The sequence below is a fragment of the Pseudomonas sp. MM213 genome, assembly GCF_020423045.1.
GTDB lineage: Bacteria > Pseudomonadota > Gammaproteobacteria > Pseudomonadales > Pseudomonadaceae > Aquipseudomonas > Aquipseudomonas migulae.
In genome coordinates, this window is record NZ_CP081943.1 from 5,516,787 (window position 1) to 5,534,816 (window position 18,030).

Annotated in this window: 15 protein-coding genes and 2 tRNA genes; 16 read left to right on the forward strand and 1 reads right to left on the reverse strand. The window is 58.1% G+C overall.

What is annotated here, in order from left to right; genetic code table 11:
• The first annotated feature begins 6 nt into the window (after positions 1–6).
• The 5 genes from dapB to K5R88_RS25055 all read left to right on the forward strand — a co-directional run bounded on the left by dapB (position 7) and on the right by K5R88_RS25055 (position 6,455).
• Positions 7–813, forward strand: a complete 807-nt coding sequence (dapB, locus tag K5R88_RS25035) for a 4-hydroxy-tetrahydrodipicolinate reductase (protein WP_226298572.1) — start codon at positions 7–9, stop codon at positions 811–813.
• Positions 814–1,072: 259 nt separating this feature from the next.
• Positions 1,073–2,209: a glutamine-hydrolyzing carbamoyl-phosphate synthase small subunit gene (gene carA / locus K5R88_RS25040; protein ID WP_008029779.1), complete on the forward strand. Its 1,137-nt coding sequence runs from the start codon at positions 1,073–1,075 to the stop codon at positions 2,207–2,209.
• Between the two features lie 118 nt (positions 2,210–2,327).
• The gene (carB, locus tag K5R88_RS25045) at positions 2,328–5,549 is read left to right on the forward strand and encodes a carbamoyl-phosphate synthase large subunit (protein WP_008029777.1); all 3,222 of its coding nucleotides are present in this window, start codon (positions 2,328–2,330) and stop codon (positions 5,547–5,549) included.
• On the forward strand, positions 5,546–6,022 hold the full coding sequence (gene greA, locus K5R88_RS25050; RefSeq protein WP_226298573.1) for a transcription elongation factor GreA: 477 nt from the start codon (positions 5,546–5,548) through the stop codon (positions 6,020–6,022). The genes carB and greA overlap by 4 nt, the downstream gene beginning before the upstream one ends.
• A gap of 28 nt (positions 6,023–6,050) precedes the next feature.
• Positions 6,051–6,455: an MFS transporter gene (locus K5R88_RS25055; RefSeq protein WP_226298574.1), complete on the forward strand. Its 405-nt coding sequence runs from the start codon at positions 6,051–6,053 to the stop codon at positions 6,453–6,455.
• A 9-nt stretch (positions 6,456–6,464) separates the two neighbouring features.
• Here K5R88_RS25055 and K5R88_RS25060 read toward each other — a convergent pair whose 3' ends face one another.
• Positions 6,465–6,773: a YhbY family RNA-binding protein gene (locus K5R88_RS25060; RefSeq protein ID WP_007942889.1), complete on the reverse strand. Its 309-nt coding sequence runs from the start codon at positions 6,771–6,773 to the stop codon at positions 6,465–6,467.
• Between the two features lie 101 nt (positions 6,774–6,874).
• Here K5R88_RS25060 and rlmE point away from each other — a divergent pair, with 101 nt between their 5' ends.
• The 11 genes from rlmE to infB all read left to right on the forward strand — a co-directional run bounded on the left by rlmE (position 6,875) and on the right by infB (position 17,998).
• Positions 6,875–7,504, forward strand: a complete 630-nt coding sequence (gene rlmE / locus K5R88_RS25065; protein ID WP_008029769.1) for a 23S rRNA (uridine(2552)-2'-O)-methyltransferase RlmE — start codon at positions 6,875–6,877, stop codon at positions 7,502–7,504.
• A gap of 202 nt (positions 7,505–7,706) precedes the next feature.
• A complete protein-coding gene (gene ftsH, locus K5R88_RS25070; RefSeq protein ID WP_032828773.1) occupies positions 7,707–9,617 on the forward strand; it encodes an ATP-dependent zinc metalloprotease FtsH in 1,911 nt (636 codons plus the stop codon).
• An 8-nt stretch (positions 9,618–9,625) separates the two neighbouring features.
• Positions 9,626–10,477, forward strand: coding sequence for a dihydropteroate synthase (gene folP / locus K5R88_RS25075; RefSeq protein ID WP_192227692.1), 852 nt, complete (start codon positions 9,626–9,628; stop codon positions 10,475–10,477).
• Between the two features lie 16 nt (positions 10,478–10,493).
• The gene (gene glmM / locus K5R88_RS25080; RefSeq protein ID WP_192227693.1) at positions 10,494–11,831 is read left to right on the forward strand and encodes a phosphoglucosamine mutase; all 1,338 of its coding nucleotides are present in this window, start codon (positions 10,494–10,496) and stop codon (positions 11,829–11,831) included.
• 66 nt (positions 11,832–11,897) lie between these two features.
• Entirely contained in the window at positions 11,898–12,650 is a 753-nt protein-coding gene (tpiA, locus tag K5R88_RS25085) for a triose-phosphate isomerase (protein WP_008024463.1), read from the forward strand.
• A 4-nt stretch (positions 12,651–12,654) separates the two neighbouring features.
• Positions 12,655–13,038, forward strand: a complete 384-nt coding sequence (gene secG, locus K5R88_RS25090) for a preprotein translocase subunit SecG (RefSeq protein WP_017336473.1) — start codon at positions 12,655–12,657, stop codon at positions 13,036–13,038.
• 22 nt (positions 13,039–13,060) lie between these two features.
• Positions 13,061–13,146: transfer RNA gene (locus tag K5R88_RS25095), tRNA-Leu, on the forward strand.
• A 96-nt stretch (positions 13,147–13,242) separates the two neighbouring features.
• Positions 13,243–13,319: transfer RNA gene (locus tag K5R88_RS25100), tRNA-Met, on the forward strand.
• A 138-nt stretch (positions 13,320–13,457) separates the two neighbouring features.
• Positions 13,458–13,916: a ribosome maturation factor RimP gene (rimP, locus tag K5R88_RS25105; RefSeq protein WP_032828556.1), complete on the forward strand. Its 459-nt coding sequence runs from the start codon at positions 13,458–13,460 to the stop codon at positions 13,914–13,916.
• 47 nt (positions 13,917–13,963) lie between these two features.
• Positions 13,964–15,445, forward strand: coding sequence for a transcription termination factor NusA (gene nusA / locus K5R88_RS25110; RefSeq protein ID WP_008024459.1), 1,482 nt, complete (start codon positions 13,964–13,966; stop codon positions 15,443–15,445).
• Between the two features lie 27 nt (positions 15,446–15,472).
• A complete protein-coding gene (gene infB / locus K5R88_RS25115) occupies positions 15,473–17,998 on the forward strand; it encodes a translation initiation factor IF-2 (RefSeq protein WP_226298575.1) in 2,526 nt (841 codons plus the stop codon).
• The last annotated feature ends 32 nt before the right edge of the window (positions 17,999–18,030 follow it).

Below are 18,030 nucleotides of genomic sequence, written 5' to 3' on the forward strand. Positions count from 1 at the left end.
GTGAGCATGCGACGTATAGCTGTGATGGGCGCCGCTGGCCGCATGGGCAAGATCCTGGTTGAAGCGGTGCAGCAACGTGCACCGCTGACCGGTCTGACAGCCGCCATCGTGCGCCCCGGCAGCACGCTGATTGGCGTGGATGCTGGCGAGCTGGCTTCGCTGGGGCGTATCGGTGTGCCGTTGTCCGGTAATCTGGATGCGGTCGCGGATGAATTCGATGTGTTGATCGATTTCACGCTGCCGGAAGTCATGCTGAAAAACCTGGCGTTCTGCCGCAAGGCGGGCAAAGCCATGGTTATCGGTACGACCGGGCTGGATGCTGCGCAAAAGCAGTTGCTGGTCGAGGCGGGCAAGGACATTCCAATCGTGTTCGCGGCGAATTTCAGTGTCGGTGTGAACCTGTCGCTGAAGCTGCTCGACATGGCTGCCCGCGTGCTGGGCGATGACGCCGATATCGAGATCATCGAGGCGCATCATCGGCACAAGATCGATGCGCCTTCCGGCACCGCCCTGCGTATGGGGGAGGTGATTGCCAGTGCGCTGGATCGTGACCTGCAGAAGGTCGCGGTCTATGGGCGTGAAGGCCACACCGGTGTGCGCGAGCGTGAAACGATCGGTTTTGCCACTGTGCGCGGCGGTGATGTGGTCGGTGATCACACCGTGCTGTTCGCCTGTGAGGGCGAGCGCCTGGAAATCACGCATAAGGCGTCCAGTCGCATGACCTTCGCCAAAGGCGCTGTGCGTGCGGCGTTGTGGCTGGACAGTCGTGAGCCTGGCCTCTACGACATGCAAGACGTGCTCGACCTGCGTTAAGATGCAGCCGAAACCGGGTTCCAGCATTGCGTTTGGGCCCGGTTTTATTACGCCAAGCGACGTCCTGTCGCATTCTCCGGCCTTTAGGGCTCATTGGCGGTAGACCAAAAAAGCCTTTTTCTGTAAGCTACAGCTTTAGTGTGTCCACTAAAAGCGCGCAGAATAATTCAGTGAAGAAGCGGGGTGACGTGTCCATACGTCACTCCGCTTTTTTACAACCTGCGATCGCCCTTTCAGGCTTTATTTACGGGAGGTCTTCTTGACTAAGCCAGCCATACTCGCCCTTGCTGATGGCAGCATTTTTCGCGGCGAAGCCATTGGAGCCGACGGTCAAACCGTTGGTGAGGTGGTGTTTAACACCGCAATGACCGGCTATCAGGAAATCCTTACCGATCCTTCCTACGCCCAACAGATCGTTACCCTGACTTACCCGCACATCGGCAACACCGGCACCACGCCGGAAGACGCCGAGTCCGATCGCGTCTGGTCCGCTGGCCTGGTCATCCGTGACCTGCCGCTGGTTGCGAGCAACTGGCGTAACACGATGTCCCTGTCCGACTACCTGAAAGCCAACAACGTTGTGGCAATCGCCGGTATCGACACCCGCCGCCTGACGCGCATCCTGCGTGAGAAAGGCGCGCAGAACGGCTGCATCATGGCTGGTGACAACATTTCCGAAGAAGCGGCCATCGCCGCGGCTCAAGGCTTCCCTGGCCTCAAAGGCATGGACCTGGCGAAAGTCGTCAGCACCAAGGAAACCTACGAGTGGCGCTCGACTGTCTGGGAGTTGAAAACCGACAGCCACGCGACCATCGACGCTTCCGAGCTGCCGTACCACGTGGTTGCCTACGACTACGGCGTCAAGCTCAACATCCTGCGCATGCTGGTCGAGCGCGGTTGCCGTGTGACCGTGGTGCCGGCGCAAACGCCTGCTGCTGACGTGCTGGCGATGAAGCCGGACGGCGTGTTTCTGTCCAACGGCCCTGGCGACCCGGAGCCTTGCGACTACGCGATCCAGGCGATCAAGGACGTGCTGGAAACCGAGATTCCGGTATTCGGCATCTGCCTCGGTCACCAACTGCTGGCCCTGGCCTCCGGCGCCAAGACCCTGAAAATGGGCCACGGCCACCACGGTGCCAACCACCCGGTCCAGGATCTGGACAGCGGCGTGGTGATGATCACCAGCCAGAACCACGGTTTTGCCGTAGACGAAGCGACCCTGCCAGCCAACGTTCGTGCGATTCACAAATCGCTGTTCGACGGCACTCTGCAAGGCATCGAGCGTACCGACAAGAGCGCCTTCAGCTTCCAGGGTCACCCGGAAGCCAGCCCTGGCCCGAACGACGTAGCGCCATTGTTCGATCGCTTCATCAACGAAATGGCCAAGCGACGCTGATCGCTCGCCTTGATGCAGCAAAGCTTGAGGGCGGTCCCGACATCGGCGGCCCCCTCAAGGCTTCAAAGATTGAACAAGACGGCTTGCCGACTGACCTGCGGATTTGAGTGACAAACCCATGCCAAAACGTACAGACATTAAAAGCATCCTGATTCTCGGCGCTGGCCCGATCGTTATCGGTCAGGCCTGCGAATTCGACTACTCCGGCGCCCAGGCCTGCAAAGCCCTGCGCGAAGAGGGTTACCGCGTCATCCTGGTGAACTCCAACCCAGCGACCATCATGACCGACCCGGACATGGCCGACGCCACCTACATCGAACCGATCAAATGGCAGACCGTTGCCAAAATCATCGAGAAAGAGCGTCCGGACGCGCTGCTGCCAACCATGGGCGGCCAGACCGCTCTGAACTGCGCACTGGACCTGGAGCGCGAAGGCGTTCTGGAGAAGTTCGGCGTAGAGATGATCGGCGCCAACGCTGACACCATCGACAAGGCTGAAGACCGTTCGCGCTTCGACAAGGCGATGAAATCCATCGGCCTGGACTGCCCGCGCTCGGGTATCGCCCACAGCATGGAAGAGGCCAACGCCGTTCTTGAACGCTTGGGCTTCCCGTGCATCATCCGTCCGTCCTTCACCATGGGCGGCACCGGCGGCGGTATCGCTTACAACCGTGAAGAGTTCGAAGAAATCTGCGCCCGTGGCCTGGACCTGTCGCCGACCAAAGAGCTGCTGATCGACGAATCCCTGATCGGCTGGAAAGAATACGAGATGGAGGTTGTCCGCGATAAGAAGGACAACTGCATCATCGTCTGCTCCATTGAAAACTTTGACCCGATGGGCGTGCACACCGGTGACTCGATCACTGTTGCGCCGGCACAGACCCTGACGGACAAGGAATACCAGATCATGCGTAACGCCTCCCTGGCGGTACTGCGCGAGATCGGCGTGGAAACCGGCGGCTCCAACGTTCAGTTCGGCATCTGCCCGGACACTGGCCGCATGGTCGTCATCGAGATGAACCCACGGGTATCCCGTTCCTCGGCCCTGGCCTCGAAAGCCACCGGTTTCCCGATTGCGCGTATCGCTGCCAAGTTGGCGATCGGCTATACCCTGGACGAGCTGCAGAACGAAATCACCGGGGGCGCTACTCCGGCGTCGTTCGAGCCGTCGATCGACTACGTCGTCACCAAGCTGCCGCGTTTCGCCTTCGAGAAATTCCCGAAAGCCGACGCACGCCTGACCACTCAAATGAAGTCGGTCGGTGAAGTCATGGCCATCGGTCGGACCTTCCAGGAATCCCTGCAGAAAGCCCTGCGCGGCCTGGAAGTGGGCGTTTGCGGCCTGGACGAGAAGCTCGACCTGGGCAACCCGGAAAGCATGAGCATCCTCAAGCGCGAACTGACCGTGCCGGGCGCCGAGCGCATCTGGTACGTGGCTGACGCCTTCCGCGCCGGCCTGTCGGTCGAAGACATTTTCGGTATGAACATGATCGACCCGTGGTTCCTGGTACAGATCGAAGATCTGATCAAGGAAGAAGAGAAGGTCAAGACCCTGGGTCTGGCCAGCATCGACCGCGACCTGATGTTCAAGCTCAAGCGCAAAGGCTTCTCGGACATGCGTCTGGCCAAGCTGCTGGGTGTGACCGAAAAAGCTTTGCGTCGCCACCGTCACAAGCTGGAGATCTTCCCGGTCTACAAGCGCGTTGACACCTGCGCTGCCGAGTTCGCCACCGACACCGCCTACATGTACTCGACTTACGAGGAAGAGTGCGAAGCCGCGCCGTCGGGCCGCGACAAGATCATGATCCTCGGCGGCGGTCCAAACCGTATCGGCCAGGGCATCGAGTTCGACTACTGCTGCGTACACGCGGCACTGGCCCTGCGCGAAGACGGTTACGAGACCATCATGGTCAACTGCAACCCGGAAACCGTTTCCACCGACTACGACACCTCCGATCGCCTGTACTTCGAACCAGTAACCCTGGAAGACGTGCTGGAAATCTGCCGGGTCGAGAAGCCGAAAGGCGTGATCGTCCAGTACGGCGGCCAGACTCCACTGAAACTGGCTCGCGCCCTGGAAGAAGCCGGCGTGCCGATCATCGGTACCAGCCCTGACGCCATCGACCGTGCCGAAGACCGTGAGCGCTTCCAGCAAATGGTTGAGCGTCTGAACCTGCGTCAGCCGCCAAACGCCACCGTGCGCAGCGAAGACGAAGCGATTCGTGCCGCGGCCAAGATCGGTTACCCGCTGGTGGTGCGTCCGTCCTACGTACTGGGCGGCCGTGCGATGGAAATCGTCTACGAAGAAGAAGAACTCAAGCGCTACCTGCGTGACGCAGTGAAAGTGTCCAACGACAGCCCGGTGCTGCTTGACCACTTCCTCAACTGCGCCATCGAGATGGACGTGGATGCGGTCTGCGACGGCACCGACGTGGTGATCGGCGCGATCATGCAGCACATCGAGCAGGCTGGTGTTCACTCCGGTGACTCCGCATGCTCCCTGCCGCCGTACTCGCTGCCTGCGCACATCCAGGACGAGATGCGCGAACAGGTCAAGAAAATGGCCCTGGAGCTGGGCGTTGTCGGTCTGATGAACGTGCAGTTGGCGCTGCAAGGCGAAGACATCTACGTCATCGAAGTCAACCCGCGCGCTTCCCGTACCGTACCGTTCGTGTCGAAGTGCATCGGTGTTTCCCTGGCAATGATCGCGGCACGCGTCATGGCCGGTAAAACCCTGAAAGAAATCGGCTTCACCAAAGAAATCATCCCGAACTTCTACAGTGTGAAAGAGGCGGTCTTCCCGTTCGCCAAATTCCCTGGCGTGGACCCGATCCTGGGCCCAGAGATGAAGTCCACCGGTGAAGTGATGGGCGTGGGCGATACCTTCGGCGAAGCGTTCGCCAAGGCTCAGATGGGCGCCAGCGAAGTGCTGCCGACCGGCGGTACCGCGTTCATCAGCGTGCGTGACGACGACAAGCCACTGGTTGCAGGCGTGGCCCGTGATCTGATCAACTTGGGCTTCGAAGTGGTTGCCACTGCCGGTACTGCCAAGCTGATCGAAGCCGCAGGCCTGAAAGTGCGCCGTGTGAACAAGGTGACTGAAGGTCGTCCGCACGTGGTCGACATGATCAAGAATGACGAAGTCACCCTGATCATCAACACCACCGAAGGTCGCCAGTCGATTGCTGACTCGTACTCCATTCGTCGTAATGCCTTGCAGCACAAAATCTACTGCACCACCACCATTGCTGCTGGCGAAGCCATCTGCGAAGCGCTGAAGTTCGGTCCCGAGAAGACCGTACGCCGCTTGCAGGATCTACACGCAGGATTGAAGGCATGATCAAGTACCCAATGACCGTCCAGGGCGCGAAAGCCCTGGAAGAAGAACACGCTCACCTGACCAAGGTCGTCCGTCCGAAGCTCAGCCAGGACATCGGTACGGCCCGGGAATTGGGTGACTTGAAGGAAAACGCCGAATACCACGCTGCTCGCGAGCAGCAAGGTATGGTCGAGGCGCGGATTCGTGACATCGAAGGCCGGATTCAGAATCAGGTCATCATCGACGTCACGAGCATTCCTCACACCGGTAAAGTGATTTTCGGCACCACCGTTGAAATCGCCAGCGTCGAGACTGATGAGCGCGTCACTTACCACATCGTGGGTGAGGACGAGGCTGACTTCAAACTCGGCAAGATTTCGGTAGGTTCGCCATTGGCCCGTGCCTTGATTGCCAAGGAAGAGGGTGATGTGGTTGCTGTGAAAACGCCGGGTGGCGTTATCGAGTACGAGATTGTCGAAGTCCGCCACATCTGAAAGAAGGCGCCCGCTGCGTGCGGGCGCCATGCTTTGGCAGCTGACTCAGATGTTGTGGGTCGGCGGCTTGTGGCTGTTACACATCGGTCTGCTGCCGGTGCTGGGCCAAATTGGCCTGGCGCCGCTGCTGATCGAAGAAATTGCAGGCATGCTGAATGCGCTGATGGTGGGTTTCGCCTCGGCGTGTGTAATTTTTCAGGCTTTGGTGCTGGTTCAGGCCGAGGGCCTTGCCAGTCTATGGCGCGATGTTCGCGGGCAACTGCTGATGATGGCGCTGTATGCATGCGCGATGTTTTTCGCGGTGCGTGTCGGCTGGCCGGATGCAGTGCGTTGGCAAGTGTTCAGCTATCTTGTTCTGGGCTTTTCCGGGCTGGTGCTGGTCTTGCAGCCGGTACCGGGATGGAGCGGCAGGGTGCGCGAAGCACACCCTTGACCCTTGCCATCACTTGAAGCGATGGACGTTCGACAGCTGCTTGTTGACGCTGAAGTTCTTGCGGTAAATCAGTGCCATCTTGCCGATGACTTGAACCAGATCCGCTTTGCCGACCTTGCAGAGTTCTGCAATGGACGCCAGGCGCGATTCGCGATCGAGGATGTTGAGCTTGATTTTGATCAGCTCGTGATCCGCCAAAGCGCGTTCAAGTTCGGCTAACACACCTTCAGTCAGACCGTTGTCAGCCACAATCAAAACTGGTTTCAGATGGTGGCCAATGGATTTGTACTGTTTCTTCTGCTCTTGAGTGAGCGGCATAATCTGACCCTTTCGTCTGGATTCTGTAAAATGGCGGCCATTTTACCCGAGGGTTCGTGGATCCGCCCAACTAATCACGACCCTTATCATCGAGGTGCCCAATGGCGCGTTCCAAGACAAGCCTTGGTTGGCTGAAAAGACATGTCAATGATCCCTATGTGAAGCAGGCGCAGAAGGATGGTTACCGCTCGCGTGCGAGTTACAAGCTTCTGGAGGTCCAGGAGAAATACAAGCTGATCCGTCCGGGTATGAGCGTTGTCGACCTGGGGGCGGCGCCCGGCGGCTGGTCGCAGGTCACCAGTCGGCTGATCGGTGGTCAGGGGCGCCTGATCGCCTCGGACATCCTGGAAATGGACGGCATTCCGGACGTGACTTTCATCCAGGGTGACTTCACCGAGGACAAAGTGCTCGCTCAGATCCTTGAAGCCGTCGGTAATTCGCAGGTGGACCTTGTGATTTCCGATATGGCCCCCAATATGAGTGGTACGCCTGAAGTGGACATGCCAAAAGCCATGTTTCTATGTGAGCTGGCTCTTGATCTGGCTGCCCGGATACTCAAGCCGGGTGGTAATTTCGTGATCAAGGTGTTTCAGGGTGAAGGGTTTGATGCTTACGTGAAGGACGCTCGTCAGAAATTCGACAAGGTCCAGATGATCAAGCCGGACTCTTCCCGTGGCAGTTCCCGCGAGCAATACATGCTGGCTTGGGGTTACCGTGGCCGTAGTGAGTAAATCGAGGTTTTTTTGCGGGGCGATAGGTTTTTCGTATTTCGCCTTGTGGGAATTAGCGAATATTGTGTAGGAAGTGTTTCACAAAGGGTTACAGACGGCGCCTGCCAGTGTTGTAGGTAATGTAGTAAGTTAGGCCGGTGAATATCATGCGAAGCGCGCGCCATTAGCGGCGCTTGCTTCAGAGGGTAGTTAATTGAACGATATGGCAAAGAATCTGATCCTGTGGTTGATCATCGCGGCTGTCCTGGTGACAGTGATGAACAACTTCTCCAGCCCTAACGAGCCGCAGACCCTCAACTATTCCGACTTCATCCAGCAGGTCAAGGATGGCAAGGTCGAGCGCGTAGCCGTTGATGGCTATGTGATTACCGGTAAGCGCAACGATGGCGACAGCTTCAAGACCATTCGTCCTGCAATCCAGGATAACGGTCTGATCGGCGATCTCGTGGACAACCACGTGGTAGTCGAAGGCAAGCAGCCTGAGCAGCAAAGCATCTGGACTCAACTGCTGGTCGCGAGCTTCCCGATCCTGGTGATCATCGCCGTGTTCATGTTCTTCATGCGGCAGATGCAGGGCGGTGCCGGAGGCAAGGGCGGGCCGATGAGCTTCGGCAAGAGCAAGGCGCGCCTGCTCTCCGAAGACCAGGTGAAAACTACCCTGGCTGACGTTGCCGGTTGCGACGAAGCCAAGGAAGAAGTCGGCGAGCTGGTCGAATTCCTCCGCGATCCGGGCAAGTTCCAGCGTCTGGGCGGCCGCATTCCTCGCGGCGTGCTGATGGTCGGTCCTCCGGGTACTGGTAAAACCTTGCTGGCCAAGGCAATTGCCGGTGAAGCCAAGGTGCCGTTCTTCACCATTTCCGGTTCCGACTTTGTCGAAATGTTCGTCGGTGTCGGTGCCAGCCGTGTTCGCGACATGTTCGAGCAAGCCAAAAAACACGCGCCATGCATCATCTTCATCGATGAAATCGACGCCGTCGGTCGCCACCGTGGTGCCGGCATGGGCGGTGGTCACGATGAGCGTGAGCAGACTCTCAACCAGTTGCTGGTAGAGATGGACGGCTTCGAAATGAATGACGGCATCATCGTCATCGCCGCAACCAACCGTCCGGACGTCTTGGACCCTGCGTTGCTGCGTCCGGGCCGTTTCGACCGTCAGGTTGTGGTCGGGCTGCCGGATATCCGCGGTCGCGAGCAAATTCTCAAGGTCCACATGCGCAAAGTGCCAATGGGTGACGACGTCGCTCCGGCCGTGATCGCTCGTGGTACGCCTGGTTTCTCCGGTGCCGACCTTGCCAACCTGGTGAACGAGGCGTCGCTGTTCGCTGCCCGCACCGGCAAGCGCATCGTCGAGATGAAAGAATTCGAGCTGGCGAAAGACAAGATCATGATGGGCGCCGAGCGCAAATCCATGGTCATGTCCGAGAAAGAGAAGCAGAACACCGCTTATCACGAAGCAGGTCATGCCATTGTTGGTCGCGTCGTGCCTGAGCATGACCCGGTCTACAAAGTGTCGATCATCCCGCGCGGTCGTGCGCTGGGTGTGACCATGTTCCTGCCGGAAGAAGATCGCTACAGCCTGTCCAAGCGTGCGTTGATCAGCCAGATCTGCTCGCTGTACGGCGGCCGTATCGCTGAAGAGATGACTTTGGGCTTTGACGGTGTCACTACCGGTGCATCCAACGACATCATGCGTGCCAGTCAGATTGCACGGAACATGGTGACCAAGTGGGGACTGTCGGAGAAACTCGGTCCGTTGATGTATGCCGAAGAAGAGGGCGAAGTGTTCCTCGGTCGCGGCGGCGGTGGTCAGAGTGCAAGCTTCTCTGGTGAGACGGCCAAGCTGATCGACTCCGAAGTGCGCAGCATCATTGACCAGTGCTATGGCACGGCCAAACAGATCCTCACGGATAACCGTGACAAGCTCGACGCCATGGCTGATGCCCTGATGAAGTACGAAACGATCGATGCTGATCAGATCGACGACATCATGGCGGGTCGTACGCCTCGCGAACCTCGCGACTGGTCGGGCGGCACCGGTACCTCCGGAACGCCTCCGGTGGTACAGGATGAGCGTCCGGAAACACCGATCGGCGGTCCGGCTGCTGACGTTTAAGGTTTGAAATGACTTCTGTTCAGTCCTCGACCCGGTTGCCTTGCGGCAACCGGGTTCTTGATTTGGCCCAGACGCATGTCATGGGCATTCTCAATGTCACCCCTGATTCCTTTTCCGATGGCGGCCAATACAGCCAGCTCGATGCGGCCTTGCGCCACGCCGAAGCCATGGTGCTGGCCGGCGCGACGCTGATTGATGTCGGTGGTGAGTCGACCCGGCCTGGTGCCAGGGCGGTTTCGCCGCTCGAAGAGCTGGAGCGCGTAGCGCCGATCGTCGAGCGCATCAATCGCGAGCTGGATGTGATTATCTCGGTCGATACCTCCACGCCAGCGGTCATGCGTGAAGCGGCGCGGCTGGGTGCGGGTTTGATCAATGACGTCCGCTCGTTGCGTCGAGAGGGTGCTCTGGATGCGGCGGCCGCCACTGGTCTGCCGGTCTGTCTGATGCATATGCTCGGTGAGCCGGGCGACATGCAGGACAATCCGCATTATCAGGATGTCACCCGAGAGGTTGGCGAGTTTCTTGTCGAGCGCATGGCGCAGTGTGCGTCAGTCGGAATTCCGGCTGAGCGGATCATCCTGGATCCGGGTTTCGGCTTCGCCAAAACCTTGCAGCACAACCTGAGCTTGTTCAAACATATGGAAGTCCTGCATGCCTTGGGGCGGCCCCTGTTGGTCGGGGTTTCGCGAAAGAGCATGATAGGTCAGGCCTTGAATCGCCCGGTCGGTGAACGACTGCATGGCGGTTTGGCACTCGCGGCGCTGGCTTCATTCAAGGGGGCGCGTATATTGCGCGTCCATGATGTGGCCGAAACCGTCGATGTGGTGCGGATGATCGCCGCAGTGGAATCAGCCGAATAAGAATGATGGAGCACTTATGACTAAGAAATATTTTGGCACCGACGGTATTCGTGGTCGGGTCGGCGTGTACCCGATTACCCCTGAATTCATGCTCAAGCTCGGCTGGGCTGCGGGCATGGCGTTCCGCAAAATGGGCGCCTGCAAAGTGTTGGTAGGCAAGGACACCCGGATCTCCGGATACATGTTCGAATCGGCGCTCGAGGCCGGGCTGACTTCGGCGGGTGCCGACGTGATGCTCCTGGGCCCGATGCCGACGCCGGCCATCGCCTACCTGACGCGTACGTTTCATGCCGAAGCAGGCATCGTGATCAGTGCCTCGCACAATCCTCACGATGACAACGGCATCAAGTTTTTCTCCGGCAAGGGCACCAAGCTGCCGGATGAAGTCGAGCATATGATCGAAGAGTTGCTCGACACCCCGATGACTGTGGTTGAGTCGAGCAAGATCGGCAAAGTGTCGCGAATCAACGATGCTTCGGGCCGTTATATCGAATTCTGCAAGAGCAGCGTACCGACCGGCACCAGCTTTACAGGCCTGAAGATCGTGATCGATTGCGCTCACGGTGCGACCTACAAAGTGGCGCCGAGTGTGTTCCGTGAGTTGGGCGCCGAGGTTGTTGTGCTTTCAGCGCAGCCAAACGGCCTGAACATCAATGACAACTGCGGTTCGACCCATATGGGTCAGTTGCAGGCTGCCGTTCTTGCCGAACATGCTGATCTCGGTATTGCGTTCGATGGTGATGGCGACCGGGTCCTGATGGTCGATCACACGGGGGCTGTTGTTGATGGTGACGAGTTGCTGTTCATCATCGCCCGCGACTTGCATGAGCGTGATCTGCTGAAAGGCGGTGTGGTTGGAACATTGATGAGTAACCTGGGGCTGGAGCTGGCCCTGGCAGATCTGTCGATTCCGTTTGTGCGTGCCAACGTCGGCGACCGTTATGTGATCGCGGATCTGCTGGAGCGCAACTGGCTGGTCGGTGGTGAGAACTCGGGTCATATCGTCTGCTTCAATCACACCACCACCGGTGATGCGATCATTGCAGCGTTGCAGGTGTTGATGGCATTGCAGACTCGCTCCGAAGGGCTGGCTCAAGCCCGTCAGTCGCTGCGCAAGTGTCCTCAGGTGCTGATCAACGTGCGTTTCAGTGGCGGTGCGAGCCCGCTCGATCATCCGTCGGTCAAAGAGGCCAGTGAGCGCGTTACCAAGGCCATGGCCGGGCGTGGGCGCGTGCTGTTGCGCAAGTCCGGCACCGAGCCGTTGGTGCGTGTCATGGTCGAAGGCGAGGACGAAACACAGGTTCGCGGCTACGCCGAAGAGCTGGCAAAACTGGTTACTGAAGTTTCTGCCTGAATTCGGCTTGCCAGCCATGATTGTGTTGGGTAACATCTGCGCCCACTTTGACCGACGAGGTACAGCATGCGTCGCCCTATGGTAGCTGGTAACTGGAAGATGCACGGTACCCGCGCCAGCGTCGCTGAGCTGATCAACGGCCTGAGTCATTTGGCCTTGCCGAGCGGTGTTGATGTCGCGGTATTCCCGCCTTTCCTGCATATCAATCAAGTGATTGAAGGTTTGAAAGGCAAGTCGATTTCGGTCGGCGCGCAGAACTCTGCAGTGGAATCCATGCAAGGTGCTTTGACCGGCGAAGTTGCACCGAGTCAGTTGGTGGATGCAGGTTGTACCTTTGTACTTGTCGGGCATTCCGAGCGCCGCCAAATGGGCGAGCAGGACGGAATGCTGATTCGCAAGTTCGCAGCGGCACAGGCATGTGGCTTGATTCCAGTGTTGTGTATAGGGGAGACCCTGGAGCAACGCGAAGCTGGAAAAACTCTTGAGGTTGTCGGGCGTCAGCTTGGCAGTATCATTGAGGAGCTGGGTGTTGGTGCTTTTGCAAATGCAGTCATTGCTTACGAGCCGGTCTGGGCCATTGGCACCGGGCTGACTGCTTCGCCGCAACAGGCGCAGGATGTGCACGCAGCCATTCGCGCTCAGTTGGCGGCAGAGAATTCTGAGGTCGCACAAGGTGTGCGGCTTCTATACGGCGGCAGCGTGAAGGCGGCCAATGCGGTCGAACTGTTCGGCATGCCGGATATCGATGGGGGGCTCATTGGTGGAGCTTCCCTGAATGCAGATGAGTTCGGTGCGATTATTCGCGCCGCGGGAAACTGAAAAAATGCTGGAAACAGTCGTAGTCGTTTTTCATCTGCTGGGTGCATTGGGCGTAGTTGCTCTGGTATTGCTGCAGCAGGGTAAGGGTGCGGATGCTGGCGCGTCTTTCGGAGCAGGTGCTTCAAATACTGTGTTCGGAAGCCAAGGTTCCTCTACCTTTCTTAGTAAGTTTACTGCTATACTTGCCGCCGGTTTCTTCATAACCAGCTTAGGGTTAGGTTACTTTGCTAAAGAGAAGGCTCACCAGCTGACTCAAGTAGGTTTGCCAAATCCAGCGGTGTTGGAAGTTCCAAAGCAACAACCGGCTTCTGATGATGTACCGGTGCTTCAAGAGCAAAAGTCGGCTACTCCAGCGACTGACGTACCTCCAGCTCAAGAGCAGAAGTAAGAAGGGTTTCAAACGTAGTATTGCCGAGGTGGTGGAATTGGTAGACACGCAACCTTGAGGTGGTTGTGCCCATAGGGTGTAGGGGTTCGAGTCCCCTTCTCGGTACCAATTATCAGGAGAGCCCGCTGTTGCGGGCTTTCTTGTAGGTGGAAGGTTACATTGACCCTGTCAGGGATCGGTCGTATACTTCCGCCCCAGCTTTGTCGCGGGGTGGAGCAGTCTGGTAGCTCGTCGGGCTCATAACCCGAAGGTCGTCGGTTCAAATCCGGCCCCCGCAACCAGTTTAAGGAGCCCCTTTTAAGGGGCTTTTTGTTAGCTGGACACTTTCTACGCCGCTGTTCGACGGCGTTTCAAGGATGGGCGTTTCGCCCATTTTTTTATTTTGCATAGCATGCACATACATGCACGAGGGGGTTCAGGTGTCGAGCAAGCTAGAAGAGTTGCAGGCCTTGTTGGCCCCGGTGGTCGTGGCCCTAGGCTATGAATGCTGGGGTATTGAGTTTTCGGCTCAAGGTCGCCACTCAATGTTGCGCGTTTATATTGATAAAGAAGGCGGCGTGCTGGTGGACGATTGCGCCATCGTCAGCCGTCAGATCAGCGGTGTCCTGGATGTTGAAGATCCAATCGCCGTTGAGTACACCCTTGAAGTTTCCTCGCCTGGCATGGAACGCCCGCTGTTCACTATTGAGCAGTTTGCAAAATTTGCCGGTGAACAAGTGAAGATCAGGCTGCGCTCGCCTTTTGAAGGGCGACGCAACTTTCAGGGCCTTCTGCGCGGTGTAGAAGAGCAGGATGTCGTGGTGCAGGTAGAAGACCATGAGTTCCTGTTGCCGATCGATATGATCGACAAGGCCAACATTATTCCCAGTTTTGACTGAGACGCGGATCCCGCGGATCCAATGGCTTGCGAAAGGCGAGGCGTACGATGAGCAAAGAAGTACTGCTGGTTGTTGAGTCGGTATCCAATGAAAAGGGCGTACCGGCAAACGTAATTTTTGAAGCGCTGGAGCTGGCTCTGGCCACTGCTACCAAAAAGCGTTTCGAGGACGAAGTCGATCTGCGTGTGGAAATCAATCGCCACACCGGTGCTTACGAGACCTTCCGTCGCTGGACGGTTGTCGAAGAAGCAGACCTGGACGATCCGGCCATCGAAACCTGGCCGAGCAAGGTTGCCGAAACGCATCCTGGTGCCCAGGTTGGTGATGTAGTCGAAGAAAAAATCGAATCCATCGAGTTCGGCCGCATTGCTGCACAGACTGCCAAGCAAGTCATCGTGCAGAAAGTTCGCGAAGCCGAGCGCGCTCAAGTCGTTGACGCCTATCGCGAGCGCCTGGGGGAAATCATCTCCGGCACCGTGAAGAAAGTGACCCGCGACAATGTGATCGTCGACCTGGGCAACAACGCTGAAGCGTTGCTGGCTCGTGAAGACATCATCTCTCGCGAAACCTTCCGGGTTGGCGTGCGTCTGCGTGCGCTGCTCAAGGAAATCCGCACCGAGAACCGCGGCCCGCAGCTGATCCTGTCGCGTACCGCGCCGGAAATGCTGATCGAGTTGTTCCGCATCGAAGTGCCGGAAATCGCTGAAGGCCTGATCGAAGTAATGGCTGCTTCCCGTGACCCGGGTTCGCGCGCCAAGATCGCGGTCCGCTCCAAGGACAAACGCATCGACCCGCAGGGCGCTTGCATCGGTATGCGCGGTTCGCGCGTCCAGGCAGTGTCGGGTGAGTTGGGCGGTGAGCGTGTTGATATCGTCCTGTGGGACGACAACCCGGCTCAGTTCGTAATCAACGCCATGTCCCCGGCTGAGGTTGCGGCAATTATCGTTGACGAAGATGCCCATGCAATGGACATCGCCGTTGGCGCAGACAATCTGGCTCAGGCCATCGGTCGCGGTGGTCAGAACGTGCGTCTGGCTAGCCAGTTGACTGGCTGGACCCTGAACGTGATGACCGAATCGGACATCCAGGCTAAGCAGCAAGCAGAAACCGGCGACATCCTGCGCAACTTCATCGACGAGCTGGAAGTCGACGAAGACCTGGCACAGGTGCTGGTAGATGAAGGCTTCACCAGCCTGGAAGAGATTGCCTACGTACCGTTGGAAGAAATGCTCAACATCGACGGCTTTGACGAAGAAACCGTCAACGAGCTTCGCGCTCGTGCCAAGGATCGTTTGTTGACCAAAGCCATCGCTACTGAGGAAAAGCTGGCAGACGCCCATCCGGCCGAAGACCTGCTCTCGCTTGAGGGTATGGACAAGGATTTGGCGATGGAACTGGCGGTGCGCGGCGTAATTACCCGCGAAGACCTGGCCGAGCAGTCTATTGACGACCTGCTCGACATCGACGGCATTGACGATGATCGTGCCGGCAAGTTGATCATGGCCGCCCGAGCCCACTGGTTCGAGTAATTAGGCGCGGCCTGAGGAGAGAAGTGCATGACGCAAGTCACGGTGAAACAACTGGCCGATGAGGTCAAAACACCGGTAGAGCGCCTGTTGCAGCAGATGCGTGAGGCAGGTCTGCCGCACACCGCCGCCGAAGAACATGTGACTGACAGTGAGAAGCAATCTTTGCTGACTCACTTGAAAAGCAGCCACAAGGCGAAAGTGGAAGAACCACGCAAGATCACACTGCAGCGTAAAACCACCAGCACCCTGCGTGTTGCTGGCAGCAAAAGCATCAGTGTTGAAGTCCGTAAAAAGAAAGTTTTCGTACAGCGCAGCCCGGAAGAAATCGAAGCCGAGCGCAAACGCGAACTGGATGAACGTCGCGCAGTAGAAAATGCTGCTCGTCAGAAGGCTGAAGAAGCCAAGCGTCGCGCCGAAGAAGAAGCGCGTCGCCAGCCTGCTGCTGCGCAAACCGCTACCAACGACGCTGTTGCAGCGCCGGTTGCCGTTGCCGAGCCAGTGCGTGAAAGCGCTCCGGTGGTTGCAGCTGCTCCAGCTCCGTCTGCTGATGTTCGCAACAAGCAGAACGAACAGCGCCGTCCGGACAAACCACGTGCCGACGATAACAATCGTCGTGGCAGTGGCGATGGCGAGCGCAAAAACGCTCCGCATCGTGCTTCGGTTAAAGAGAAAGCGCCTGCTCCACGTGTTGCGCCACGTACTACCGACGAAGAAAGCGATGGCTTCCGTCGTGGTGGTCGCGGCAAGGCCAAGCTGAAGAAACGCAACGCTCACGGTTTCCAGAGCCCAACCGGCCCTGTAGTGCGCGAAGTGAAGATCGGCGAGACCATCACTGTTGGCGATCTCGCCCAGCAGATGTCGGTCAAGGCTGCTGAAATCATCAAGTTCATGTTCAAACTGGGTACTCCAGCGACCATCAACCAGGTACTGGATCAGGAAACTGCCCAACTGGTTGCCGAAGAGCTGGGCCACAAAGTGACCCTGGTCAGCGACACCGCCCTGGAAGATTCCCTGGCCGAGTCCCTGAAGTTTGAAGGTGAAGCGTTCTCCCGTGCTCCGGTCGTGACCGTAATGGGCCACGTTGACCACGGTAAGACCTCGCTGCTCGACTACATCCGTCGTGCCAAGGTTGCTGCTGGCGAAGCCGGCGGTATCACCCAGCACATCGGTGCGTACCACGTTGAAACCGAACGCGGCATGGTCACCTTCCTCGACACCCCTGGTCACGCCGCGTTTACCGCCATGCGTGCTCGTGGTGCCAAGGCGACCGACATCGTGATCCTGGTGGTTGCAGCGGACGACGGCGTGATGCCGCAGACCGTTGAAGCCGTTCAGCACGCCAAGGCTGCCGGTGTTCCGCTGGTTGTAGCTGTGAACAAAATCGACAAGCCGGGCGCCGATCTCGATCGCATCCGTAGCGAACTGTCGGTTCACGGCGTGACTTCGGAAGAGTGGGGCGGCGACACCCCGTTCGTATCGGTTTCGGCGAAAGTCGGTACTGGCGTTGACGAGTTGCTCGAAGCTGTTCTGCTGCAAGCTGAAGTTCTCGAACTGAAAGCAACTCCGTCGGCTCCGGGTCGTGGCGTTGTGGTTGAATCGCGTCTCGACAAAGGTCGTGGCCCGGTTGCAACCGTTCTGGTTCAAGACGGTACCCTGCGCCAAGGCGACATGGTCCTGGTCGGTTCGAACTATGGCCGTGTACGTGCCATGCTCGACGAGAACGGCAAGCCAATCAAAGAAGCCGGTCCTTCCATCCCTGTCGAGATCCTCGGCCTGGACGGTACGCCGGATGCTGGCGACGAGATGAGCGTGGTTGCCGACGAGAAGAAAGCCCGTGAAGTGGCTCTGTTCCGTCAAGGCAAGTTCCGCGAAGTCAAGCTGGCCCGTGCTCACGCCGGCAAGCTTGAAAACATCTTCGAGAACATGGGTCAGGAAGAGAAGAAGACGCTCAACATCGTCCTCAAATCCGACGTCCGTGGTTCGCTGGAAGCGTTGAACGGTGCCTTGAATGGCCTGGGTAACGACGAAGTGCAAGTGCGTGTTGTTGGTGGCGGTGTCGGTGGTATCACCGAGTCCGACGCCAACCTGGCACTGGCCTCCAACGCTGTACTGTTCGGCTTCAACGTGCGTGCCGATGCCGGCGCTCGCAAGATCGTCGAGCAGGAAGGTCTGGATATGCGTTACTACAACGTGATCTACGACATCATCGAAGACGTCAAGAAAGCCCTGACCGGCATGCTCGGCAGCGATGTTCGCGAGAACATCCTGGGTGTGGCCGAAGTGCGTGACGTGTTCCGTTCGCCGAAGTTTGGCGCGATCGCCGGTTGCATGGTTATCGAAGGTGTTGTTCACCGTAACCGTCCAATCCGTGTACTGCGTGAAGACATCGTTATCTTCGAAGGCGAGCTGGAATCCCTGCGCCGCTTCAAGGATGACGCTTCCGAAGTACGTGCCGGCATGGAATGCGGTATTGGCGTGAAGAGCTACAACGACGTCAAAGTCGGTGACAAGATCGAAGTCTTCGAGAAGGTTCAGGTTGCTCGCAGCCTCTAACTCGCGCACTTCAAGGGCCACGATGGGCCGCT